The organism is Rhodococcus sp. P3_B8, assembly GCF_056402775.1.
In genome coordinates, this window is sequence record NZ_JBFUGT010000095.1 from 1 (window position 1) to 23,177 (window position 23,177).

24 protein-coding genes are annotated in these 23,177 nt (G+C 68.1%); 22 read left to right on the forward strand and 2 right to left on the reverse strand.

Annotation, left to right across the window (positions count from 1 at the left end):
- The 7 genes from rsmD to mutM all read left to right on the forward strand — a co-directional run.
- A partial coding sequence (gene rsmD / locus AC1D1G_RS24585; protein ID WP_477954055.1) for a 16S rRNA (guanine(966)-N(2))-methyltransferase RsmD occupies positions 1 to 486 on the forward strand: 486 nt, incomplete at its 5' end.
- Positions 483 to 977 (forward strand): pantetheine-phosphate adenylyltransferase, encoded by a 495-nt coding sequence (gene coaD, locus AC1D1G_RS24590; RefSeq protein WP_005240440.1) that lies wholly within the window; start codon positions 483 to 485, stop codon positions 975 to 977. The genes rsmD and coaD, both read left to right, overlap by 4 nt.
- A 108-nt stretch (positions 978 to 1,085) precedes the next feature.
- Positions 1,086 to 1,859 carry a DivIVA domain-containing protein gene (locus AC1D1G_RS24595; RefSeq protein WP_283334844.1) on the forward strand — a complete coding sequence of 258 codons (774 nt, stop codon included), beginning with the start codon at positions 1,086 to 1,088 and terminating at the stop codon, positions 1,857 to 1,859.
- A 158-nt stretch (positions 1,860 to 2,017) separates the two neighbouring features.
- Entirely contained in the window at positions 2,018 to 2,578 is a 561-nt protein-coding gene (locus AC1D1G_RS24600; protein ID WP_009479706.1) for a YceD family protein, read from the forward strand.
- Between the two features lie 2 nt (positions 2,579 to 2,580).
- Complete coding sequence (gene rpmF / locus AC1D1G_RS24605) at positions 2,581 to 2,763, forward strand: 50S ribosomal protein L32 (RefSeq protein WP_005240446.1); 183 nt, start codon at positions 2,581 to 2,583, stop codon at positions 2,761 to 2,763.
- Between the two features lie 19 nt (positions 2,764 to 2,782).
- Positions 2,783 to 3,541: a ribonuclease III gene (rnc, locus tag AC1D1G_RS24610; RefSeq protein ID WP_009479707.1), complete on the forward strand. Its 759-nt coding sequence runs from the start codon at positions 2,783 to 2,785 to the stop codon at positions 3,539 to 3,541.
- Positions 3,534 to 4,412 (forward strand): bifunctional DNA-formamidopyrimidine glycosylase/DNA-(apurinic or apyrimidinic site) lyase, encoded by an 879-nt coding sequence (gene mutM, locus AC1D1G_RS24615; protein ID WP_283334807.1) that lies wholly within the window; start codon positions 3,534 to 3,536, stop codon positions 4,410 to 4,412. The genes rnc and mutM overlap by 8 nt, the downstream gene beginning before the upstream one ends.
- Here the strand turns inward: mutM and AC1D1G_RS24620 are convergent.
- The gene (locus AC1D1G_RS24620) at positions 4,354 to 5,058 is read right to left on the reverse strand and encodes a pyridoxamine 5'-phosphate oxidase family protein (protein ID WP_283354237.1); all 705 of its coding nucleotides are present in this window, start codon (positions 5,056 to 5,058) and stop codon (positions 4,354 to 4,356) included. The two genes, mutM and AC1D1G_RS24620, sit on opposite strands and share 59 nt — an antisense overlap.
- Positions 5,059 to 5,204: 146 nt before the next feature.
- Here AC1D1G_RS24620 and AC1D1G_RS24625 point away from each other — a divergent pair, with 146 nt between their 5' ends.
- The 14 genes from AC1D1G_RS24625 (at position 5,205) to trmD (ending at position 21,316) form a co-directional block, all read left to right on the forward strand.
- Positions 5,205 to 5,645, forward strand: coding sequence for an OsmC family protein (locus AC1D1G_RS24625; protein ID WP_105413037.1), 441 nt, complete (start codon positions 5,205 to 5,207; stop codon positions 5,643 to 5,645).
- Positions 5,645 to 6,574, forward strand: a complete 930-nt coding sequence (locus AC1D1G_RS24630) for an NHL repeat-containing protein (RefSeq protein ID WP_280781780.1) — start codon at positions 5,645 to 5,647, stop codon at positions 6,572 to 6,574. Before AC1D1G_RS24625 ends, AC1D1G_RS24630 begins: the two co-directional genes overlap by 1 nt.
- A gap of 5 nt (positions 6,575 to 6,579) precedes the next feature.
- Complete coding sequence (locus AC1D1G_RS24635; protein ID WP_011598391.1) at positions 6,580 to 6,849, forward strand: acylphosphatase; 270 nt, start codon at positions 6,580 to 6,582, stop codon at positions 6,847 to 6,849.
- Positions 6,850 to 6,871: 22 nt separating this feature from the next.
- Entirely contained in the window at positions 6,872 to 10,477 is a 3,606-nt protein-coding gene (smc, locus tag AC1D1G_RS24640; protein ID WP_477954057.1) for a chromosome segregation protein SMC, read from the forward strand.
- 66 nt (positions 10,478 to 10,543) lie between these two features.
- Entirely contained in the window at positions 10,544 to 11,953 is a 1,410-nt protein-coding gene (gene ftsY, locus AC1D1G_RS24645; RefSeq protein WP_477954059.1) for a signal recognition particle-docking protein FtsY, read from the forward strand.
- 258 nt (positions 11,954 to 12,211) lie between these two features.
- On the forward strand, positions 12,212 to 13,531 hold the full coding sequence (locus tag AC1D1G_RS24650; RefSeq protein ID WP_371113085.1) for an ammonium transporter: 1,320 nt from the start codon (positions 12,212 to 12,214) through the stop codon (positions 13,529 to 13,531).
- 4 nt (positions 13,532 to 13,535) lie between these two features.
- Positions 13,536 to 13,874, forward strand: a complete 339-nt coding sequence (locus AC1D1G_RS24655) for a P-II family nitrogen regulator (protein WP_005240467.1) — start codon at positions 13,536 to 13,538, stop codon at positions 13,872 to 13,874.
- The gene (locus AC1D1G_RS24660) at positions 13,864 to 16,416 is read left to right on the forward strand and encodes a [protein-PII] uridylyltransferase (protein ID WP_283334804.1); all 2,553 of its coding nucleotides are present in this window, start codon (positions 13,864 to 13,866) and stop codon (positions 16,414 to 16,416) included. The genes AC1D1G_RS24655 and AC1D1G_RS24660 overlap by 11 nt, the downstream gene beginning before the upstream one ends.
- Before the next feature lie 76 nt (positions 16,417 to 16,492).
- Positions 16,493 to 18,079, forward strand: coding sequence for a signal recognition particle protein (gene ffh / locus AC1D1G_RS24665; protein WP_477954061.1), 1,587 nt, complete (start codon positions 16,493 to 16,495; stop codon positions 18,077 to 18,079).
- A gap of 3 nt (positions 18,080 to 18,082) precedes the next feature.
- Positions 18,083 to 19,168 (forward strand): amidohydrolase family protein, encoded by a 1,086-nt coding sequence (locus AC1D1G_RS24670; RefSeq protein WP_283334802.1) that lies wholly within the window; start codon positions 18,083 to 18,085, stop codon positions 19,166 to 19,168.
- A gap of 179 nt (positions 19,169 to 19,347) precedes the next feature.
- The gene (gene rpsP / locus AC1D1G_RS24675) at positions 19,348 to 19,809 is read left to right on the forward strand and encodes a 30S ribosomal protein S16 (RefSeq protein ID WP_005240477.1); all 462 of its coding nucleotides are present in this window, start codon (positions 19,348 to 19,350) and stop codon (positions 19,807 to 19,809) included.
- Positions 19,806 to 20,048: an RNA-binding protein gene (locus tag AC1D1G_RS24680; protein ID WP_477954062.1), complete on the forward strand. Its 243-nt coding sequence runs from the start codon at positions 19,806 to 19,808 to the stop codon at positions 20,046 to 20,048. The genes rpsP and AC1D1G_RS24680 overlap by 4 nt, the downstream gene beginning before the upstream one ends.
- 13 nt (positions 20,049 to 20,061) lie before the next feature.
- Positions 20,062 to 20,613, forward strand: a complete 552-nt coding sequence (gene rimM / locus AC1D1G_RS24685; protein WP_317568933.1) for a ribosome maturation factor RimM — start codon at positions 20,062 to 20,064, stop codon at positions 20,611 to 20,613.
- Positions 20,614 to 20,623: 10 nt separating this feature from the next.
- Complete coding sequence (trmD, locus tag AC1D1G_RS24690) at positions 20,624 to 21,316, forward strand: tRNA (guanosine(37)-N1)-methyltransferase TrmD (protein WP_317568932.1); 693 nt, start codon at positions 20,624 to 20,626, stop codon at positions 21,314 to 21,316.
- Between the two features lie 25 nt (positions 21,317 to 21,341).
- On the opposite strand, the gene AC1D1G_RS24695 is transcribed toward trmD, so the two are convergent.
- Positions 21,342 to 22,376 (reverse strand): serine hydrolase, encoded by a 1,035-nt coding sequence (locus AC1D1G_RS24695; RefSeq protein ID WP_317568931.1) that lies wholly within the window; start codon positions 22,374 to 22,376, stop codon positions 21,342 to 21,344.
- Positions 22,377 to 22,451: 75 nt separating this feature from the next.
- Between AC1D1G_RS24695 and AC1D1G_RS24700 the strand changes: the two genes are divergently transcribed.
- Positions 22,452 to 23,177: Tex-like N-terminal domain-containing protein (locus AC1D1G_RS24700; protein WP_477954064.1), on the forward strand; the 726-nt coding region annotated here is incomplete at its 3' end.

Genomic DNA, 23,177 nt, shown 5'->3' on the forward strand with positions numbered 1-23,177 from the left:
GTCCGCGAGGCATTGTTCAGCGCACTGCACAGCCGGATGGACCTCGAAGGCGCGTCCGTCCTCGACCTCTACGCGGGGTCGGGGGCGCTCGGCCTGGAGGCGCTCTCCCGGGGTGCGGACCGCGTCGTCCTCGTCGAGTCCGACTCGAAAGCGGCGGGCATCATCAAGCACAACGTGACGACGGTCGGTCTGCCGGGCGCGGAAGTGCGCGGGGCTCCGGTGGCCGCGGTGCTCGCGGGCACCTCCGACCGGACGTACGACCTGGTGATGGCGGATCCGCCGTACGCCGTCGACGACGAGGCGGTACAGACGGTGCTCGGCCACCTCCGGGTCAACGGCTGGGTCGGCGACGGCTCGATCGTGGTGCTCGAGCGGTCGTCGAGGTCACCCGAGACGGCGTGGCCCGAGGGCTTCGCGCCCGTCAAGGCGAAGAAGTACGGCGAGGCGAGAATCGAATTGGCGACCTGCTACGGTCTGGACTCATGACTGGCGCTGTCTGCCCCGGATCCTTCGACCCCGTGACCAATGGCCACCTTGACGTGATCGGCAGAGCTGCCGCGCAGTTCGACGAGGTCATCGTGACGGTCATGGTCAACAAGAGCAAACGTGGCCTGTTCACCGTCGAGGAGCGCATCGAGATGCTCGAAGACTCGACCAGTGAGCTGCCCAACGTGCGGGTGTCCTCGTGGCACGGCCTGCTCGTGGATTACGCCAAGCAGCAAGGGATCACAGCGATCGTCAAGGGCCTGCGCGGCGCCAACGACTTCGACTACGAGCTGCAGATGGCGCAGATGAACCAGAAGCTCAGTGGCGTCGACACCCTCTTCATCCCGACCAACCCCACCTACAGCTACCTGTCGAGTTCGCTCGTGAAGGAAGTGGCCACGTTCGGCGGCGACGTCTCCGACATGCTGCCCGAGAAGGTGCACGCCCGTCTTCTCGCGAGGATCGCCGAGCGCGCCGCCGAGAGCAGCTGATACCCGACACACCGGCTGCCACGACACACCCGCGGCGTCCGGTCGGGCAGACTTGCACGAAGAAGGCTGCGCCGACCTGCTGAGGGTCATGGATGATTGGGGTTGCTTGTGTACCGGGTATTCGAGGCGCTCGACGAACTTGTCGCGATTGTCGAAGAGGCACGCGGCGTACCGATGACCGCCGGCTGCGTGGTTCCGCGCGGCGACGTCCTCGAACTGCTCGACGACGTGCGCGATGCCATTCCCGGTGAACTCGACGACGCCCAGGACGTCCTGGACCACAAGGACAAACTGGTGGGGGACGCGCGGTCCAACGCGGAGAAGACCATCTCCAGCGCCAACGCCGAGGCGAACTCCACCATCGAGAACGCGCGAGACGACGCCGACCGCATTCTGGCGGACGCGAAGGCGCAGGCCGACCGGATGGTCGCCGAGGCCCGCGCGCACGCCGAGCAATTGGTCACCGACGCGCGCGCCGAGGCCGAGTCGTCCGTCGCGGAAGGCCAGCGCGAATACGACGCACTGACGGGTCGTGCGCGGTCCGAAGCCGAGCGCATGATCGAGTCGGGCAAGGCGTCCTACGAGAGGTCCGTCGCGGAGGGCACGGCCGAGCAGGCGCGCCTCGTCTCGCAGACGGAGGTCGTCCAGGCGGCGCACGCCGAGTCGGCCCGGGTGATCGACTCCGCGCACGCCGAATCGGATCGTCTCCGCTCGGACTGCGATCTGTACGTCGACACGAAGCTCGCGGAATTCGAGGACTTCCTGAACGGCACCGTCCGGTCCGTGGGCCGGGGACGTCAGCAGTTGCGGACCGGTTCAGGTGTCCCCGATTACGCCTCGGACTACGACGTCGACGACCGCCGGGCCGAGCGTCGCCGCTGAGCCACCGCCCGGCCGGCGCCCTCGACCGAATTTGGCTCCACCGCGCAGATTGCGTATCGTGGAGTGGTTGCCCTTTGTCGTTTCCCTTTTCTCGAAAGTGAAGTTTGTTGTCATCCCATCGCCACAGCTCATCGCGTTCCCGACGGGACGCGGACTTCGTGCTGGACACGGTCAAACTCGGCCGTCGTCCCGGTTCGATGCGCACCGTGGAACGGGTGGTGACGGCGCCACAGCGCATCGGTCTCGACCTGATCGCCATCGAGGAAGGATCGGAGATCGATCTCGATCTCCGGTTGGAGGCCGTATCCGAGGGGGTTCTGGTCACCGGTTCGTTGCGAGCCGACACCGTGGGGGAGTGCTCGAGATGTCTCGAGCCGTTCTCGGACACGGTGGACCTGACTCTCACGGAGCTGTTCGCTTACCCGGACAGTGCCACGGAAGAGACCACGGAGGAGGGGGAGGTCTATCACGTCGTCGACGACGAGATCGACCTCGAACCCGTCGTGATCGACGCCGTCGGCCTCGCACTGCCGTTGCAGCCGCTCTGCAGTGACGACTGCCAAGGATTGTGCCCAGAATGTGGCGTTCGCCTGGCGATTGCCGAATCTGGCCATGGGCATGACATACTTGATCCTCGCTGGGCTGGTCTTGCAGCCAAATTTGGCGTGGAATCAGAACCCAGCAAGAATCTTGTGAACACCGAAGCCGAGGAGAAGTAGAAGTGGCTGTCCCCAAGCGCAGAATGTCGCGATCCAACACGAGGTCGCGTCGCAGCCAGTGGAAGACCACTGTGCCTACCCTCGTCACCTGCCCCAACCGTGGCTGCGGCGAGAAGACGCTGCCCCACGTCGCGTGCCCGTCGTGTGGCACATACAAGGGCCGCCAGGTCACTGCCGCCGTCTAGTTCTCCGCGGAGAGGCGTTGTGACGAGCGACATCAGTAATACACCCGCCGGCGGCGAGGAGGATCATGCTTCCCTCCTCGCCGCCCTCGGCGTAGAAATCGAGCCTTCACTGCTCACCCTGGCGTTGACGCACCGCTCGTATGCGTACGAGAACGGTGGTCTGCCCACGAACGAGCGCCTCGAATTCCTCGGTGACTCCGTGCTCGGAGTCACCGTCACCGAGAAGCTGTACCTTGCGCATCCGGACAAGTCCGAGGGCGACCTCGCGAAGATCCGGGCGAGCATCGTCAACATGCACGCGCTCGCGGAGGTGGCCCGCACACTCGGTGAGGGCGGCCTCGGTGCCCATCTTCTGCTCGGTAAGGGCGAGGAGATGACCGGTGGCCGTGACAAGCCGAGCATCCTGGCGGACGGCATGGAGTCGATTCTCGGCGCCATCCACCTCGAGCACGGCATCGACACGGCGCGACGCGTCGTACTCGACCTCTTCAGCGACCTTCTCCAGCGAGCCCCTCGCCTCGGCGCGGGTCTGGACTGGAAGACGAGTCTGCAGGAGTTGACGGCGGAGCGTGGCGTCGGTGTCCCGGCGTACGAGATCACCGCGACCGGCCCGGACCACGACAAGGAATTCACCGCCACCGTGATCGTCGGCGGCAAGCCCCTCGGCGTCGGTATCGGCCGCTCCAAGAAAGAGGCCGAGCAGAAGGCTGCGAGCACGGCGTGGAATGCGTTGTCCGACGCAGGCCCCGACGTAGCGGCCGACGACGTCAGTGCCTGAACTACCCGAAGTCGAGGTGGTCCGGCGCGGACTCGAACGCCACATCGTGGGGGCGTCGATCGATTCCGTCGACATCCTGCACCCACGTGCGATCAGGCGTCATCTGCCCGGCGCCGCCGACCTCGCCGGACAGCTCACCGGCGAACGTATCGCGAGCGCCGACCGTCGTGGAAAGTATCTGTGGCTGGTCCTCGAACCCAGCACGGTCGCTCTCGTGGTGCATCTCGGCATGAGTGGTCAAATGCTCGTGCAGCCACCGGAATTGCCGACCGAGAAGCATTTGCGGATCCGGGCCCGGCTCGATTCCGGTCTCGACCTCCGGTTCGTCGACCAGCGGACGTTCGGGGGCTGGGCGCTGGCGCCGCTCGTCGACGTCGACGGCTCGCTCGTGCCGGACTCGGTGGCGCACATCGCCCGTGACCCACTGGATCCGCGTTTCGACCTCGCGGCCACCGTCAAGGTCGTGCGCGGCAAGCACACCGAGATCAAACGTGCGCTTCTGGACCAGACCGTCGTCTCCGGCATCGGCAACATCTATGCGGACGAGGCGCTGTGGCGCGCACAGATCCACGGAAATCGGCTCACCGACAGGCTGAGTGGTCCCAAGGTCCGTGAAGTGCTCACGGCCGCCCAGGAGGTCATGCGTGAGGCACTCACCCAGGGCGGCACGTCCTTCGACGCGCTCTACGTGAACGTCAACGGCGAGTCGGGCTATTTCGACCGTTCGCTGTCCGCCTACGGTCAGGAGGATCGCCCGTGCCCGCGGTGCGGCACCGCGATCAGGCGAGAGAAATTCATGAACCGCTCGTCGTTCAGTTGCCCGAAGTGCCAGCCGGCACCACGGAGAAGCCCGGCGAAGTCGTCTGTGTGAGTTCGGCGGTCGCGGGCTCCTCGGAGAGCTGGCCGTCGGTGTCGTGGCGCGGTGTCGCCTTGGCGTCGAAGTAGTCGCCGCCCTTGCGTTTCACGTCGTCGGTGCCCCACTCGCGGTGGCGGGGGACCGGTGCCATTCTCGGAATGTGCTTGCGACAGTGGATGTATGCCTCCTCGACGTCCACGACCACCCAGCGTTCCGGGATCCGGCCGTTCGTGTGGTCCGCAGGCAGATCTGCGAACTCGGAGCGCAGGGCCGGGTCTTCGACGATCCGGGCCGAGCCGTTCACGTGCAGTCCGATGAGGTCCTGCACGAAGTCCACGAGAATGATTCCGACGTGCGGGTTTTCCCGGATGTTGCCGAGGCTCGCCATGACGCCGTTGCCGCGGTACTCCGGATACGCGAGGGTCTTCGAGTCGATGACGTGCATGAATCCCGGTGTCCCGGCGCGCAGACTGTTGTCGCATTCGCCGGACGCGTCGGCGGTGGCGATGAAGGCGATCTCCTGGCGGCCGACGAACTCGATCATCGTCGGATTGAGATGGTCCAGCATCTGATCCGAGTAGAACTTGGCGGCACGATCCTCGGTGCCGTACTCGGACTGAAGCCCGCGCTCTCCCGCACTACCGATCTGGCCCATCTGCATTCCCCGCTACGTCTCGGCGTCATTGGTCGGTTCACCCTACGGCCCACCGGTTCCCTCTGCTGAGAATCCTCGTTCACAATTGTGTGGAAACCACTGCCGCCCACCCACCTACCTGGCGTTGCGTCGATCGGTGGCAGGATTGACCCATGGCAGAACAGACTTCCGACACGACGGCGCCTACCTCACTGTGGGTCGAGCGGACGGGCACCCGGCGATACACGGGCCGCAGCTCGCGCGGCGCCGAGGTCCTGATCGGCTCCGAGGGCGTGGAGGGCGTGTTTACCCCCGGGGAACTCCTGAAGATCGCACTCGCCGCGTGCAGTGGAATGAGCTCGGACTTCCCGCTGTCGCGGCGACTGGGCGACAACTACGACGCCACCATCCGGGTGTCCGGTGCCGCCGACCGGGAGAACGAGGTGTACCCGCAGCTGGACGAGGTGCTGGAGCTGGACCTCAGCGAGCTCGACGCCGACGCGCAGGAGCGTCTGGTGGCGCTCGTGGAACGGTCGGTCGACAAGGTCTGCACGGTCGGGCGGACGCTGAAGGCCGGGACGAAAGTGACGTTGACCGTCCAGAGGGAAGCATGATGCGTCGTGAGCTGGCCGCACTCGCGGGCGGGACGGCGCTCTGCGCGGGTCTGCTCGTGGTCGCGCCCGCGGCCGCCGGGCCCGCGTTCTCGCCCCCCGGCGGTGCGTGCACCCCGTGGTCGGTGTCGGAGGTGACGTCCGGGGCGGGTGTTCTCGAGAACCTGGCCTTCGACGGCGCGGGCACCATGCTGGTGTCGCGGACAGGCCTGGTGGGCGGCGGAGCCCTCGACGGGGTCGCCCCCGACGGCACTGTCACCCCGGTCGTGCCCGAGGTCGAGTCGCCCGGTGGAATCGCCGTGGACGGCGCCGACGCGTACTTCGCCACGGGGAACTCCTTCGCCGCCGGGGTCACCGGCTCGGCGAGCGGCACGGTCGACGTCGTGAACCTCGACACGGGTGACACACGCACCGTGGCCGAGGGACTGGTCATGCCGAACGGGCTGGTCCGGCTGGGCAACGGAGACATCCTCACCACCCGGAATCTGGGCTCCGGGGCGGGACTGACGCGCGTCCCCGCGGCGGATCCCCACACACCCGAGGTCGTCCGCACCGATCTCGGCACCGTCGACGGTCTCTCCGCGCACGACGGCAACGTCTACACGGTGACGACGTTCGACACGACCACCACGCTGCGCATCCTCCGCGAAGACGACCTCGGCGGACCCGTTGTCTCCGTCGCGCTGCCCGGCTCCGGGCCCCTCAACGCGGCCGACGACCTCACCGCCGGACCGGACGGCATCGTCTACGTCGCCTACAACGGCGGCGGCAAGGTGGTGCGGGTCGATCCCACGACGGGGGAGAGCTGCGCCCTGGCGTCCGGACTGCCGCTCGTGTCCTCGGTGCGGTTCGGCGCCGGACCGGGCTGGGATCCTGACGCGCTCTATGCCACCAGCTTCACCGGGAAGATCTACAAGCTCGAACGGTCGTGACGGACATGGAGAGAATGACCGCGTGGGTGCACGGATTCGTGCAGGGTGTGGGATTCCGGTGGTGGACCCGCGCCCGCGCGCTGGAACTCGGCCTCGTCGGATACGCGGCCAACCAGAAGGACGGCCGCGTGCTCGTCATCGCCGAGGGGCCTCGGGACAAGCTGGAAACCCTGCTGACGCTGCTGCGGTCGGGAGACACTCCGGGCGCGGTGGATCTCGTCGTGGAGCAATGGGATTCCGCCCGCGGCGACCTCACCGGGTTCGTGGAACGGTGAACCGCAGGTAAAGTTCTCCGTCATGCATCTGAAGAGTCTGACGCTGAAGGGATTTAAATCCTTTGCGTCCGCAACGACTCTGCGATTCGAGCCGGGAATCACCTGTGTCGTAGGGCCCAACGGGTCGGGTAAATCCAACGTCGTCGACGCGCTCACCTGGGTGATGGGCGAGCAGGGGGCGAAGGCACTGCGCGGCGGCAAGATGGAAGATGTCATCTTCGCCGGCACCGCCGGGCGGGCGCCCCTCGGACGCGCCGAGGTCACGCTGACCATCGACAACTCCGACGGCGCCCTGCCGATCGACTACTCCGAGGTGTCGATCACCCGGCGCATGTTCCGCGACGGCGCCGGAGAATACGAGATCAACGGCAGCTCGTGCCGGCTCATGGACGTGCAGGAACTGCTCAGCGACTCCGGCATCGGCCGGGAGATGCACGTGATCGTCGGTCAGGGCCGCCTCGCCGCCATCCTCGAATCCCGACCGGAGGATCGGCGCGCATTCATCGAGGAAGCAGCCGGCGTTCTCAAGCACCGCAAGCGCAAGGAAAAAGCGGTCCGCAAACTCGACGCCATGCAGGCCAATCTGGCGCGCCTGAACGACCTCACGGCGGAACTGCGGCGCCAGCTCAAACCGCTCGGCAGGCAGGCCGAGGTGGCGCGCCGCGCCCAGACCGTGCAGGCCGACCTCCGCGACGCGAAGCTGCGGCTCGCCGCGGACGACCTGGTCACGCGGCGCGAGGAGCTGGCCAACCAGGCTCAGGACGAGAAGGTCGCGCGTGAGCAGCACGACCAGGTCACCGAGGCGCTCGACGAGGCCAATCTGGAGCTGGGACGGCACGAACAGGAACTGTCGAGGCTCACACCGGGTGCGGAAGCGGCCGCGCAGACGTGGTTCCAGCTGTCGGCACTCGCGGAGCGCGTCAACGCGACCATCCGCATCGCCCGCGAACGGGCGCGCCACCTCGACTCCGAGCCCTCCGCGAACCGCGGTCAGGATCCGGACGAGATGGAGGCCCGCGCCGACCGGATCGCCGCGGAGGAAATGGAGCTCGTCGAAGCCGTCGAGATGGCGCGCGCGGCGCTGGACGCGGCCAAGGAGCAGCTGGCACTGGGGGAGGAGACCGCCGCCGAGGCCGAACGCGCTCACATGGCGGCGGTCCGGGCGATCGCCGACCGCCGTGAAGGCCTGGCCCGGCTGTCCGGGCAGGTCGACACGCTGCGCACCCGCGCCGACTCCGTCGACGCCGAAGTGTCCCGGCTGACCGTCGCAATCGAAGAGGCCCGGCAGCGCGGCGACGCGGCACAGTCCGAATTCGAGGTGGTCCAGGACGAGATCGGTGACCTCGACGCCGGCGAGCTCGGGCTGGATTCCCACCACGAGCGTGCCGTCGAGGCACTGCGCCTGATCACCGAACGCGTCACGGAACTCCAGGCCGAGGAGCGCGCCGCCGGACAGGAAGTGGCATCCCTGCGTGCCCGGATCGACGCGCTGTCGATGGGCCTCGAACGCAAGGACGGCGCCGGCTGGCTCGTCGAGAATCGGGCGCAGCACGGCATCCGGGGACCGATCGGTGGACTCATCACCGTCGAGAAGGGATACGAGGGTGCTGTCGCCGCGGCCATGGGCCCCGCCGCGGACGCCGTCGTCGCCGAATCCCTCGACGCCGCCCGCGGCGCCGTCGGTGCGCTGAAGGAAACGGACAGCGGACGGGCGTCCCTGTTCATCGGCACCGATCACGTCGCAGGTGACGGCGGGCACCTGGACTCCGGCGCCCGGTGGGCCGTCGACGTCATCGACTGCCCCGCCGAACTGCGGACCGGGCTCGCAGCGCTCCTGGGCGGAGTGGTCGTGGTCGATTCCCTCGACGACGCCGTCGAGACCGTCCGGCGCAGGCCCGACGTGCGCGCCGTCACCCGAGACGGAGATCTCCTCGGAACGGGCTGGATGAGCGGCGGCTCGGACCGTCAGCCGAGCACCCTCGAGGTCCAGGCCGCCATCGACAACTCGGTGCAGGATCTGGCCCGCGCCGAACGTCGCGCCGAGGAACTGTCCGCGGCACTGTCCGGCGCGGTCGCGGAACAGGCCGACCGTCAGGAGAACGCCGAGCAGGCACTGGCCGCGCTGAACGAATCCGACGCCGCGATGTCCGCCATCTACGAGCGCCTCGGCCGCCTCGGCCAGGCCGCGCGGGCCGCGCACGCCGAATCCGATCGGCTCATGGCGCAGCGGGACAAGGCCGAGAGCGGTCGCGAGGACACGCTGACCGCGCTCGCCGAACTCGAGGAACGGCTGCGCCTGGCGGAACAGGACGGGTCGTCCTCCGGCGCCGACACGGGTGGATCCGACACGACGAGCATCGATCGTGAGATGGCGGCCGCGGCGCTGGCCGAAATGCGTGCCGTGGAGGTGGAAGCCCGACTGTCGGTGCGCACGGCCGAGGAGCGTGCCGAATCGGTGCGCGGCAAGGCGGATTCCCTGCGCCGCGCCGCACAGGTGGAACGCGACGCGCGCGCCCGGGCCGAACGTGCGATGAAGGCGCGCCAGAACGCGGCCGCGGTCGCGGCGGCGGTCGCCGAGTCCGGGCAGCGGGTCGCCGAGCACCTCGGTGACGTCGTCGACGCCGCGATGGCGCACCGCGACGAACTCGCGCGGGCCCGCACCGAGCGGACCACCCAACTCGAACAGGTGAAGGAAAGGGTGCGTCAGCTGAGCGGACAGCTGGCGTCGCTCACCGACGCCGTGCACCGCGACGAGGTGGCTCGCGCCCAGGCCGCGCTGCGCATCGAGCAACTCGAGGAGGCGATCCTCGAACAGCACGGCATCGGCCTGGACGATCTGATCGCCGAATACGGCCCCGACGTCGCGCTGCCGCCGTCCGCACTCGAGATGGAGGAGTACGAGCAGGCGAAGGAGCGCGGCGAGCAGGTCACGATGCCCGCACCGATTCCGTACGACCGCGCCACGCAGGAGCGTCGCGCGAAACGTGCCGAGAGGGACCTGGCGACGCTCGGCAAGGTCAACCCGCTGGCACTCGAGGAGTTCGCCGCGCTCGAGGAGCGCTACAACTTCCTCTCGACACAGCTCGAGGACGTGAAGACCGCCCGCAAGGATCTCCTCGGGGTGGTGGCCGACGTCGATGCCCGTATCCTGCAGGTATTCACCGAGGCCTACTCGGACGTCGAACGCGAATTCGTGCAGGTGTTCGCGAAACTGTTCCCCGGCGGTGAAGGCAGGTTGGTGCTCACCGACCCGTCGGACATGCTGACCACCGGCATCGAGGTGGAGGCCCGGCCGCCCGGCAAGAAGGTCAAACGGCTGTCGTTGCTGTCCGGTGGCGAGAAGTCGCTGACGGCGGTGGCGATGCTCGTGGCGATCTTCCGGGCCAGGCCGTCCCCCTTCTATGTGATGGACGAGGTGGAGGCCGCACTGGACGACACGAACCTGCGTCGTCTGATCGGATTGTTCGAGCAGTTGCGGGAGAAGTCGCAGCTGATCGTCATCACCCACCAGAAGCCGACGATGGAGGTGGCCGACGCGCTCTACGGCGTCAGCATGCGCGGCGACGGCATCACCACCGTCATCTCCCAGCGGCTCCGTGGCCAGGACATGGCGGCCGCGGACGCCTGATTCCGGTCCGAGCCGGGACTGTGCGCGTGGGAAGGCAGTGAGCAACGAAATCCGGAGCCTGAAACAATGGGCGGCGTGACTACCGGAGCTTGGATTGCCATCGCGGCCGCACTGGCCGTACTTCTCGTCGTTCTCGTCGTCGGGTCCCTGCTGTATCGGCGTCGCCGAATCTCCCTGAAGGCGCCGGACACCCCGCAGGTCACCACGGCGGAGAAGGACCGTTCGGGCAGTTACCGCGCGGACGGCGGGTTCAACTTCAGCCAGGGGTCGACGGCGACGGCGCCGCCACGTCCGCCTGCGCCCGAGCCGGTTCTGCCGAAGCCGGTGCCCGAACCCGAGATCGTCGTACCCGAACCCGAGGTCGTCACACCCCCGGCACCGGAGAAGGCGCCCGAGCCGGAGAAGGCCCCGGAGAAGCCGACGGTCCCGCCGGAGCCGGTCACGTACGAACCGGTCGTCGCACCCGAGGTCGAACCGGAACCCGAGGTCGCGCCCGCGCCCGAACCCGAAGCCGAAGCCGCACCGGCCCCCGCCGCGCCGGTGCTCGACGTCATCGCTCCCACGGAGGGGCGGCTCGACCGTCTGCGTGGGCGGTTGTCCCGTTCCCAGTCCGCCGTGGGCAAGAGCCTGCTCGGACTGCTCGGCGGCGGCGATCTCGACGAGGACTCCTGGGAAGAGGTGGAGGACACGCTCCTCATCGCCGACCTCGGCTCGGCGACCACCACGAAGATCGTCACGTCGCTGCGTGAGCAGATGGCGTCGCGCAGCGTCCGCACCGAGGCCGATGCCCGTGCGCTCCTCCGCGAAGTCCTGGTCGCCGAACTCCGGCCGGAACTCGATCGCTCGATCCGTGCCCTGCCGCACGACGACCACCCGGCGGTCCTGCTGGTCGTCGGTGTGAACGGCACCGGCAAGACGACGACCACCGGCAAGCTCGCGCGTGTTCTCGTGGCCGACGGCAGGCGTGTCCTGCTCGGTGCCGCCGACACGTTCCGTGCTGCCGCCGCGGACCAGCTGCAGACGTGGGCCGAGCGGGTGGGCGCCGAGGTGGTGCGCGGGAAGGAAGCCGCAGATCCGGCGGCCGTCGCGTTCGATGCCGTGGCCAAGGGAATCGACAACGGCGTCGACGTCGTGCTGATCGACACGGCCGGCCGGCTCCACACGAAGACCGGACTGATGGACGAGCTGGGCAAGGTGAAGCGGGTCATCGAGAAGAAGGCGTCGGTGGACGACGTCCTCCTCGTCCTGGACGCGACCATCGGGCAGAACGGCCTCGCGCAGGCGCGGGTGTTCGCCGAGGTCGTCGACATCACCGGTGTGGTGCTCACCAAGCTCGACGGCACCGCCAAGGGCGGCATCGTGTTCCAGGTTCAGCACGAACTCGGGGTTCCCGTGAAGCTCGTCGGACTCGGTGAGGGCGCCGACGATCTGGCGCCGTTCGAGCCGGGTGCCTTCGTCGACGCGTTGCTCGGCTGACGCAGCGATCCGGGTCGTCTCGGGCTCCCGGACCGCTCAGGCGGGCTGAAACCGACCGCAAATCGCCTGGCGAAACCTGCACGCAACAAAATAGGCCGATGCGTTCACGCGCGCGAAACAGTGCAGTGGCACAGCCGAAACACCAACTGAGCACCCTTCTTCTCAGGTCGTCAGCCGCTACCGGCTGGGCAGAGAAGGAGGAGGCTCAAGGTGGATTTCCCCACTATCGGTGCACCGGACACCGGGGACACAGCGTGGATGCTGACCAGCGCCGCGCTCGTGTTGCTCATGACTCCGGGTCTTGCGTTCTTCTACGGCGGCATGGTGCGGGCCAAGAGCGTGCTGAACATGCTCATGATGAGCATCAGCGCGATGGGTGTCGTCGGCATCCTGTGGGTTCTCTACGGCTACTCCATGGCCTTCGGTGAGGACAAGGGAAACCTTGTCGGTGATCCGTTCCAGTACTTCGGGCTCAAAGGACTGATCGGCGGGTCGTACCTCGCCGAGACCGACGATGCCGGTTCGGTGATCGCCGATTCCGCGATCCCGCTCGTCGGCACCATCCCCGCGACGGTCTTCGTCGCGTTCCAGGCCATGTTCGCGATCATCACCGTGGCCCTCATCTCGGGTGCCGTGGCGGATCGCCTGCGCTTCGGTTCCTGGCTGCTGTTCGCCGGCCTCTGGGCGACGGTCGTGTACTTCCCCGTGGCGCACTGGGTCTTCGCCTTCGACGGCGTCACCGCCGAGACCGGTGGCTGGATCGCCAACAAGCTCGCCGCGGTCGACTTCGCGGGTGGTACCGCCGTCCACATCAACGCCGGCGCCGCCGGCCTCGTCCTCGCGATCATCCTCGGCAAGCGCAAGGGATGGCCGGGCACCCCGTTCCGTCCGCACAACCTGCCCTTCGTGATGCTCGGCGCCGGCCTCCTCTGGTTCGGCTGGTTCGGTTTCAACGCCGGTTCGGCCGTCGGTTCCAACGGCATCGCCGGAGCAACCTTCATCACCACCGTCATCGGAACGTGCGCGGCCATGCTCGCCTGGCTCCTGGTCGAGCGGATTCGCGACGGCCACGCCACCACACTCGGTGCGGCGTCCGGAATCGTGGCCGGCCTGGTTGCCATCACGCCTTCCTGTTCCTCGGTGAACGTCCTCGGCGCGCTCGCCATCGGCGTCGTCGCGGGCGCACTCTGCGCGCTCGCGGTCGGACTCAAGTTCCGCTTCGGGTTCGACGACTCGCTCGACGTCGTCGGTGTCCACCTCGTCGGCGGCATCGTCGGAACGCTGATGGTCGGCCTGGTCGCAACGGCTGAGGCGCCCGCGGGTGTTGTCGGACTGTTCTATGGTGGAGGCCTCGACCAACTCTGGCGTCAGGCAGTGGGCGCCGGAGCAGTACTGCTTTACTCGCTCGTCGGTACGGCCGTCGTCGCGTTGATCGTGAAGTTCACGATCGGTCTGCGGCTCAGCGACGAGGGTGAATCACTTGGAGTGGACGAGTCGGAACACGCAGAAACTGGCTACGATTTCGCCGCTCTCGGCGGAAACTCGGCGACTGCTCGTGTATCCGGCAAGGAGGGATGAGGAAATGAAGCTGATCACAGCAATTGTCAAGCCGTTCACTCTGGAGGACGTCAAGACGGGACTCGAGCAGGCGGGCGTCCTGGGCATGACCGTCAGCGAGGTCCAGGGGTACGGCCGGCAGAAGGGCCACACCGAGGTCTACCGAGGTGCCGAGTACTCGGTCGATTTCGTTCCGAAGGTCCGGGTCGAGGTCGTCGTGGACGACGCTGCTGTGGACAAGGTCGTCGAGGTGATCGTCGAAGCGGCACGCACCGGCAAGATCGGTGACGGCAAGGTCTGGGTCTCGCCGGTCGAGTCGGTCATCCGGGTGCGCACCGGGGAACGCGGCGCGGATGCGCTCTGACCCCAACGGGTCCGGTAAGACCGGCCCTGGTCCCGTCGCCAAGGCGACGGAACCAGGGCCGGTTGCGTCAGGCGGATCGGACGAAGCAGCGGACCTGGCCCGCGCACGCAGGCAACTGCTCACCGGCGGCTCCGAGACCGGCCCCGGCGCAAGGAATCCCGCAGGACACGGGCGTCGGCTCGACGCCGCAGCGCTCCGTCACGCGCTCGTGGACCTGCACGAGTTCTGGTTGACCACAAAGGGTGCCGAGCTGGGCATCAAGCCCGACAGCGGTTTCGCACTCGTCGCTGTCGGTGGGCTCGGACGGCGGGAACTTCTGCCGTATTCGGATCTCGACCTCCTCCTGCTTCACGACGACATGGATCCGGCAGTCGTCGCGCAGGTCGCCGACCAACTCTGGTATCCGTTGTGGGACGCGCACATCAAGCTCGACCACAGCGTCCGCACCATCCCTCAGGCACTACAGGTGGCGGACACGGACATCACCGCGGCTCTGGGAATGCTCGAGGCGCGTCATATCGTCGGCGACGTCGAGCTGACCAATCTGCTCATCAGCGGCGTCCGCAGGCAGTGGCGCACCGACATCCGCAACCGTTTCGACGGACTCATCGAGCAGACGCGGTCGCGCTGGGAACGCAGCGGCGAGATCGCCCACCGCGCAGAGCCCGACCTGAAGAGCGGTCGCGGTGGACTGCGGGACGTACAGTTGCTCAACGCGCTGTCCATCGCGCAGCTCACCGACGGCATGCCCGGGCTCGGTCCCGAGTCGCCCGGCGGGGGACTGGCACTCGCACATCGCCGGCTCCTCGACGTCCGCACCGAACTGCACCGGGTCGCGGGCCGCTCCCGCGATCAGTTGCGGGCGCAGGACGCCGACGAGATCGGCGCCGCACTGCGGATCGGCGATCGATTCGACCTCGCGCGCATGCTCAGCGATGCCGCACGCACCATCAGCTATTCCGTCGACGTCGGTGTGCGGACGGCCGGGCACGCCCTGCCGCGGCGCGGTCTGGCGCGGTTGCGCCGACCACCGGTGCGACGGCCCCTCGACGAGGGTGTCGTCGAGCACGCCGGTGAAGTGGTGCTGGCGCGCGACGCCCGGCCGGCGAAGGATCCCGGCCTCGTGCTGCGGGTCGCGTCGGCGTCGGCGACGACGGGGATGCCGATGTCGGCGTCCACTCTGAATCGCCTGGCCGACAACGCTCCCGAGCTGCGCGAGCCGTGGCCGAAGGAGGCGCTGAACGATCTGCTGGTGATGCTGGGCTCGGGTAGCCGTGCCGTCGCGGCGATCGAAGCTCTCGATCGGACCGGCCTGTGGGGCAGGCTTCTTCCCGAGTGGGGTGCCGTCCGGGACCTGCCGCCGCGGGACGCGGTGCACACGTGGACGGTGGACCGTCATCTCGTCGAGACCGCTGCCTATGCCAGCGGGTTCACCACCCGCGTGGCCCGCCCGGACCTGCTGATGCTCGGCGCGTTACTGCACGACATCGGCAAGGGCCGCGGCGGCGACCACAGCGTGGTCGGCGCGGAACTGGCCACCCAGATCGGTAAGCGCCTCGGATTGTGGCCGTCGGACGTCGCGCTGCTGACGGCGATCGTGCGCCACCACCTGCTGCTGCCGCACACCGCGACCCGGCGGGACCTCGACGATCCCGAGACGGTCGAGCGGGTCGTGGAAGCGATCGGCGGCGACGGCGTCCTGCTGGAGTTGCTGCATGCGCTGGCGGAGGCCGATTCGCTGGCGACGGGTCCCGGTGTGTGGGGCGACTGGAAGTCGTCGCTGATCGGGGAACTCGTGCGCCGCTGCCGTCTGGTCATGGCGGGAGAGGTGCTTCCCGCACCCGATCCGCTCGATCCGGAACACGTGGCTCTGGCCGCGTCGGGTGGCGTGCACGTCGCGCTGGTTCCCGCCGACAGTCCCCACACGTATGTGGTGACGGTCATCGCACCCGATCAGCGGGGTCTGCTGTCGAAGGCGGCGGGCGTGCTCGCGCTGCACTCCCTGCGGGTCTACTCCGCGTCCCTGGGCAGCGCCGAGGGGTCGGCGGTCAACTCGTTCGTCGTGTCCCCGAGATTCGGGGCGCCGCCGCAAGCGGGTCTGCTGCGGCAGGAGCTGATCCGCGCGCTGGCGGGGGAGCTGAACCTGCTGGAGATGCTCACGGCCAAGGAAGAGGAGGCTCGCGAGAGCCAGCGCGTCGCCGCTGTGGAGGAACGGGGCGAAGCCGCGGTTCCGGTGCAGTACGCGCAGGCGCCGCCGCGGGTCATCTGGTTCGACACCGCATCGCCCGGCGAGGTCATCCTCGAACTGAGGGCCGAGGACCGGCTGGGGCTGCTGTCCCGGCTCGCCGACGCGTTCGACACGTGCGGCGCGGACGTCCGCTGGGCGCGGGTGACCACCCTGGGTTCTTCGGTGATCGACTCGTTCTGCCTCGATCTCGGCGGCGGGGACACCCGGGCGAGCAGGGAACAGGTCGAGAGCGCGATCCTCGGCGTCGTTCCGCTCACGAAGCCGAAGAAGCAGGAGGGCAGCGGGGGAGAATGAACGGCAGGACGTGAGCGGCTAGGCTGGTGCCCGAGAATATCCACCGCATACTCGTATGACTTCAGGAGCGCACTCGGTGTTCGAATCCCTTTCCGACAGGTTGACCGGAACCCTCAAGGATCTGCGTGGCAAGGGTCGCCTTTCCGGAGCCGACATCGATGCCACCTGCCGTGAGATCCGGTTGGCCCTGCTCGAGGCAGACGTCGCGCTGCCCGTCGTCCGCGCGTTCATCGCCAAGATCAAGGAACGCGCCAAGGGCGTCGAGGTGTCGGCGGCGCTGAACCCGGCGCAGCAGGTCGTCAAGATCGTCAATGAGGAACTCGTCGGGATCCTCGGTGGCGAGACCCGCCGTCTGGTGTTCGCCAAGACGCCGCCGACGGTCATCATGCTCGCCGGTCTGCAGGGTTCCGGTAAGACGACGCTCGCCGGCAAGCTCGCGAAGTGGCTGCGCGACCAGGGGCACACCCCGCTGCTCGTCGCCTGCGACCTGCAGCGTCCCGGCGCCGTCACCCAGCTGCAGATCGTCGGCGAGAGGGCGGGCGCCACGGTGTTCGCACCGCACCCCGGCACGTCCATCGGCGGCGGCGACAACGAGCTGGGCATCACCGCGGCCGACCCGATCGAGGTGGCCCGGGCAGGTGTCGAGGAAGCCCGCAACAAGCAGTTCGACGTGGTGATCGTCGACACCGCGGGCCGCCTGGGTATCGACGCCGACCTGATGGCGCAGGCGGCGGGTATCCGCGACGCCGTGAACCCGGACGAGACGATCTTCGTTCTCGACGCGATGATCGGTCAGGACGCGGTCAGCACGGCCGAGGCGTTCCGTGAGGGTGTCGGATTCACCGGTGTCGTGCTCACGAAGCTCGACGGTGACGCCCGCGGTGGTGCGGCGCTCAGCGTCCGCGAGGTCACCGGGCAGCCCATTCTGTTCGCGTCCACGGGTGAGAAGCTCGAGGACTTCGACGTCTTCCATCCCGATCGCATGGCCAGCCGCATCCTCGGCATGGGTGACGTCCTCAGCCTGATCGAGGCGGCCGAGCAGCACTTCGACGCCGAGCAGGCCGAGGCCACCGCACAGAAGATCGGCTCGGGACAGCTCACGCTGGAGGACTTCCTCGAGCAGATGATGGCCGTCCGCAAGATGGGCCCCATCGGCAACCTCCTGGGCATGCTCCCGGGTGCCGGACAGATGAAGGACGCTCTCGCGAACGTCGACGAGAAACAGCTCGACCGGGTGCAGGCCATCATCCGCGGCATGACCCCCGCCGAGCGCGACGATCCCAAGATCATCAACGCGTCCCGCAGGCTGCGGATCGCCAACGGTTCGGGCGTCAAKGTCTCCGACGTCAACCAGCTCGTCGACCGTTTCTTCGAGGCCCGCAAGATGATGGCCGCGATGGCCGGGCGAATGGGCATGCCCGGCTCGCGGAAGCAGCAGCGCAGCAAGAAGGGCAAGAAGGGCAAGAAGGGTGGCAAGGGCCCGACGCCGCCGAAGGTGCGCGGAGGATTCCCCGGCGGCCTGCCCGGCGGGTTCCCGGGAATGCCGCCCGGCGGTCTCCCCGCGGGGATGCCCGATCTGTCGAACATGCCGAAGGGCCTCGACGAATTGCCGCCCGGGCTCGAGGGCATCGACCTGTCCCAGCTGAAGCTGCCGAAGAAGTAGCCGATGGCCGCACTGCACTTCCGGGGCACCGGTCTGCCCGACGAACAGCCGGTCGAGTTCTGGGTCGACGGCGGTGTGATCTCGACGGAACCGGTTCCCGGTGCCGAGACCGTCTGCGAATCGGGATGGATCGTGCCCGGTCTCGTCGACGCCCACTGCCACGTCGGCATCCGGTTCGGCGGCGGCGGTGGCGAGAGCGTCGAGGGGTTGATCGCGCAGGCGGAGACCGAGCGTGACTGTGGGGTCCTGCTGATCCGCGACGCGGGTTCGCCGGTCGACACCCGGTTCGTCGACGATCGTCCCGACCTGCCGAGGATCATCCGCGCCGGGCAGCACATCGCAGCCCCCAAGCGCTACATTCGCGGACTGCCGGTCGATCTGGAGGACGAGTCGCAACTGCCGGACGAGGTGGTGCGCCAGGCCCGGGCCGGTGACGGGTGGGTCAAGCTCGTCGGCGACTGGATCGACCGCTCCGCGGGCGACCTGGCGCCGTTGTGGAGCGACGACATCCTCGTCGAAGCGATCGCGGCCGCACACCGCGAAGGGGCTCGCGTCACCGCGCACGTCTTCGCTGAGGATGCGCTTCCGGGTCTGATCAACGCCGGAATCGACTGCATCGAGCACGGCACCGGGCTCACCGACGAGACGATCGAGCTGATGGTCTCGCACGGAACCGCCCTCGTCCCGACGCTGATCAACATCGCGACGTTCCCGGACATCGCCGAGTCCGCCTCGCGGTTCCCGATCTACGCCGCGCACATGCGTGACCTGCACTCGCGGGTGAAGGACACCATCGGTGCCGCTCACGACGCGGGGATCCCGATCTACGCCGGCACCGACGCCGGCGGATCGATCGTCCACGGACGCATCGCCGACGAGGTCGAGGAACTGAAGGCGGTCGGACTGACCCCGTCCGAGGCCCTCGGCGCCGCATGCTGGGACGCGCGCGCGTGGCTCGGACATCCGGGAGTGGAAGCGGGTGCGCCCGCGGATCTGCTGGTCTTCCGGAACGATCCGCGCGCGAGCAGCGACGCCCTCGCCGCGCCCGACGTCGTGGTGCTGCGGGGCACCGTCGTCAAGACCCGATGACCTGGTTTCCCCCTGACGGTGTTCGTCTGGCAGAATGAACCGCTGTTCGTCGCATCCGGTCACGCACCGCGCGGCGGTCACAGGTTAGAGGCAAAACCGGGCGCGCTATTCCTGCGCGTCGCCGAATTGCACGTGACACGTGAGCACACTCGTGTGCGCACTGAAGGAGAAGTACAGCAGTGGCTGTCAAGATCAAGCTCACCCGGCTCGGCAAGATCCGGAACCCGCAGTACCGCATCGTCGTCGCCGACTCCCGCACCCGCCGCAACGGCCGTGCGATCGAGACCATCGGCAAGTACCACCCCAAGGAAGAGCCCTCGCTGATCGAGGTCGATTCCGAGCGCGCTCAGTACTGGCTCGGCGTCGGCGCCCAGCCCACCGAGCCCGTCGAGGCCATCCTCAAGATCACCGGTGACTGGCAGAAGTTCAAGGGCCTGCCGGGCGCCGAGGGCACCCTCCGCGTCAAGGAAGCCAAGCCCTCCAAGCTGGAGCTGTTCCAGGCTGCGCTCGCGCAGGCCGAGAACGAGCCCGTCGGCGAGGCCATCACGCCCAAGAAGAAGAAGGCGAAGGCCGAGGACGCCGAGGCTGCTGCCGACGCTCCCGCCGAGGCTGCTGCAGAGTCCGAGGCTGCTGACAAGTGAGTGCCGTCGTCGCCGATRCCGTGGAGCACCTCGTTCGTGGCATCGTCGCCAACCCCGACGACGTTCGTGTCGAGCTGATCACCGGGCGTCGGGGGCGCACTGTCGAGGTGCACGTCAACCCTGACGATCTCGGCAAGGTCATCGGCCGTGGTGGTCGCACCGCGACCGCTCTGCGGACGCTGGTCTCCGGTATCGGTGGCCGCGGGATCCGTGTCGACGTCGTCGACACCGATCAGTAGAGGCCTTACAGCAGTGGAGCTCGTCGTCGGCCGTGTCGCCAAGTCGCACGGCATCAAGGGTGAGATCGTGGTCGAGGTTCGCACCGACGAACCCGACGATCGATTCGCCGTCGGTGCCGTGCTGCGGGGACACAAGCCGCGCGAGCAGACTGTGAGCACATACACGGTGGAAGCCGCCCGGGACCATTCCGGGCGGCTTCTGCTGCGCCTCGAGGGTGTGTCGGACCGCACCGCGGCGGATGCCCTGCGGGGCACCCTGTTCGTCATCGACAGCGCCGAACTCGAGCCGTCCGACGACCCCGACGAGTTCTACGATCACGAACTCGAGGGACTGTCGGTGCGCCTCGCGGACGGCACCGAGGTGGGAACCGTCATCGAGGTATTGCATTCCGCGGCAGGCGAATTGCTCTCGGTCCGCCGGGCCGGCGAACAGTCCGGCGAACTTCTCGTCCCGTTCGTGGCCGCGATCGTCACGTCGGTGTCCGTCGCCGACGGCATCGTCGAGATCGATCCGCCGGAAGGGTTACTCGATCCCGACTTCGGTGACTCCGCCGACGGGAAGTGAGTCGGTAGCCATGCGTCTCGACGTGGTCACCATCTTCCCCGAGTACCTCGAACCGCTTCGAGCGGCGTTGCTCGGCAAGGCCATCGACAAAGGCCTCATCTCCGTCGACGTGCACGATCTGCGGGACTGGACGCACGACGTTCACAAGGCCGTCGACGATTCGCCGTACGGCGGCGGGCCGGGGATGGTCATGAAACCCACCGTGTGGGGTCCCGCCCTCGACGACGTCCTCGCCGCGGGCGACGGCGACTCGGACACGCTGCTGGTCGTCCCCACACCGGCCGGTGTTCCTTTCACGCAGGCCACCGCCGAGCGCTGGGCGGGGGAGAAGCACATCGTCTTCGCCTGCGGACGGTACGAAGGCATCGATCAGCGCGTGTTCGACGACGCCGCCCGCCGGGTGCGCGTCGAAGAGGTGAGCATCGGCGACTACGTCCTCATCGGGGGCGAGGCGGCCGTGCTGGTGATGACCGAGGCGTTCGTGCGCCTGATTCCCGGAGTCCTCGGCAATCAGCAGTCGCACCAAGAAGATTCGTTCTCCGACGGCCTCCTCGAAGGTCCCAGCTACACGCGGCCGGCGACGTGGCGCGGACTCGACGTCCCGCCGGTCCTGCTGTCGGGTGATCACGCGAAGGTGGCTGCGTGGCGGCGGGAGCAGTCGCTGCAACGCACCGCCGAACGCCGCCCGGACCTGTTGCCCTGAACCGGCTTCCGGGCCTGCCGCAGCTCTAACCCTGGGGCTGCGCCCAGTCGTCGACGACACCGGTGGGGAACAGCGACTTCACGAATCCGGTCATCGTGTCCCGTGCATGCCGGGCGCTGGAATCCTCGGTGACATCCGTGATCGCGGTGTCCGGGTACGACTCCTCGTCGTCCTCGTACCGGATGTCCTCCCGCGACGCGACGGCCACGATGTAGCGGTTGTCGTCACCGATCAGGCCGGTCGACACGTGGATCCACCGATCTCCCACACAGCACATCCAACCCTGCTTCACCCCGACGACGTTCTCGCCGGGCAACCCGTCGGGGATGCCGAACCGCTGGTCGTAACCGTCGATCCCCGCGGGTGTCGACGAGCGCAGGTAGCCGACGAATTCGGCGATGCGATCCGCGCCCAGGCCGTCGCGATCGTCGAGAAGCCCGGCATAGAACGTCACGAGGTCGGCGGCGGTCGTCTCGGTGTTCCACCACAATCCGTCCCAGGGTGGGGTGGTCGCGGCGAGTCCGTACCGCCCGGCGACGTCGACGACGACGTCCGAGCCGCCGAGATCGTCCCAGAGAGTGTTGGCCGCGTCGTCGTCGGACGATTCGAGCATCCGCTTCAGGAGGACACGGTCGAAGTCGGACAGCGGCCGCTCACCGAGCGCGTCGAGGTGATACATCTGGGCGGCGATGAACAGCTTGGCCAACGACGCCGTTTCGACGGGTTCGGCGGCGGCACCCTCCAGATAGCTGCCGGTGGCGCGGTCCAGAACAGCGATCGACATGTCGGCGCCGCGTTCGGCGGACGCCGTCGCGACCGCCGCCGAGATGCGTTCGGCGAGGGGTGCGGAAACGGGAACTCGCGCGGAGGGGAACGGCTCCGGGCTCACGGTCACGCCGTCCCCCGCCGGCGGGTCGTCGGCCGGGAGGAGGTCGGGGGTCGCGACGGCCGGTGACGTCGCCGGGATGTCGACCACGGAGTTCGTCTCGGTCGGGATGGTGCAGGCCGGCGCAACCAGCACGAAGACCATGACCGTCAGGCATCGGATCAGCCTGGACATGAAATTCTCCCGAGATTTCCGTGACGGCCTCACCGCCGACGATATTGTCTCAGAGTAGCGGTAGGGTCCATTTCCGTGACTCTCAAGACCGTGAACCAGCGCATTGCCGAGGAACTCGACGTCCGGGAGGGACAGGTCGCGGCCGCCGTGGACCTCCTCGACGGTGGAGCCACCGTGCCCTTCATCGCCCGGTACCGCAAGGAAGTCACCGGAACGCTCGACGACGCTCAGCTCCGCCAACTCGAGGAACGCCTGCGCTACCTGCGGGAACTGGACGAGCGCCGGGTCGCCGTGCTCGAGTCGATCGACTCGCAGGGCAAGCTCGACGACCAGCTGCGTGGGCAGATCATGACCGCCGACACGAAGGCGCGCCTCGAGGACATCTACCTGCCGTTCAAGCCGAAGCGGCGCACCAAGGCGCAGATCGCCCGCGAGGCCGGTCACGAACCCGTCGCCGACGCACTGATCACCGATCCCTCCACTGATCCGGCGTCCTACACGGCCGAACAGCTCGAGGGTGCGCGCGCGATCCTCGTCGAGCGTTTCGCCGAAGACGCAGACCTGGTCGGTGAGCTCCGCGAGCTGATGTGGACCCGCGGGCAGCTGGTGTCCGCGGTCCGTAAGGGCAAGGAGACCGAGGGTGCGAAGTTCGCCGACTACTTCGAGTTCTCCGAGCCGTTCGGCAAGCTCCCGTCCCACCGGATCCTGGCAGTGTTGCGCGGCGAGAAGGAAGAGGTGCTCACACTCACCCTGGCACCCGACACGGAGGAGCCCGTCCCCGGCGAGCCGACCGTCTACGAG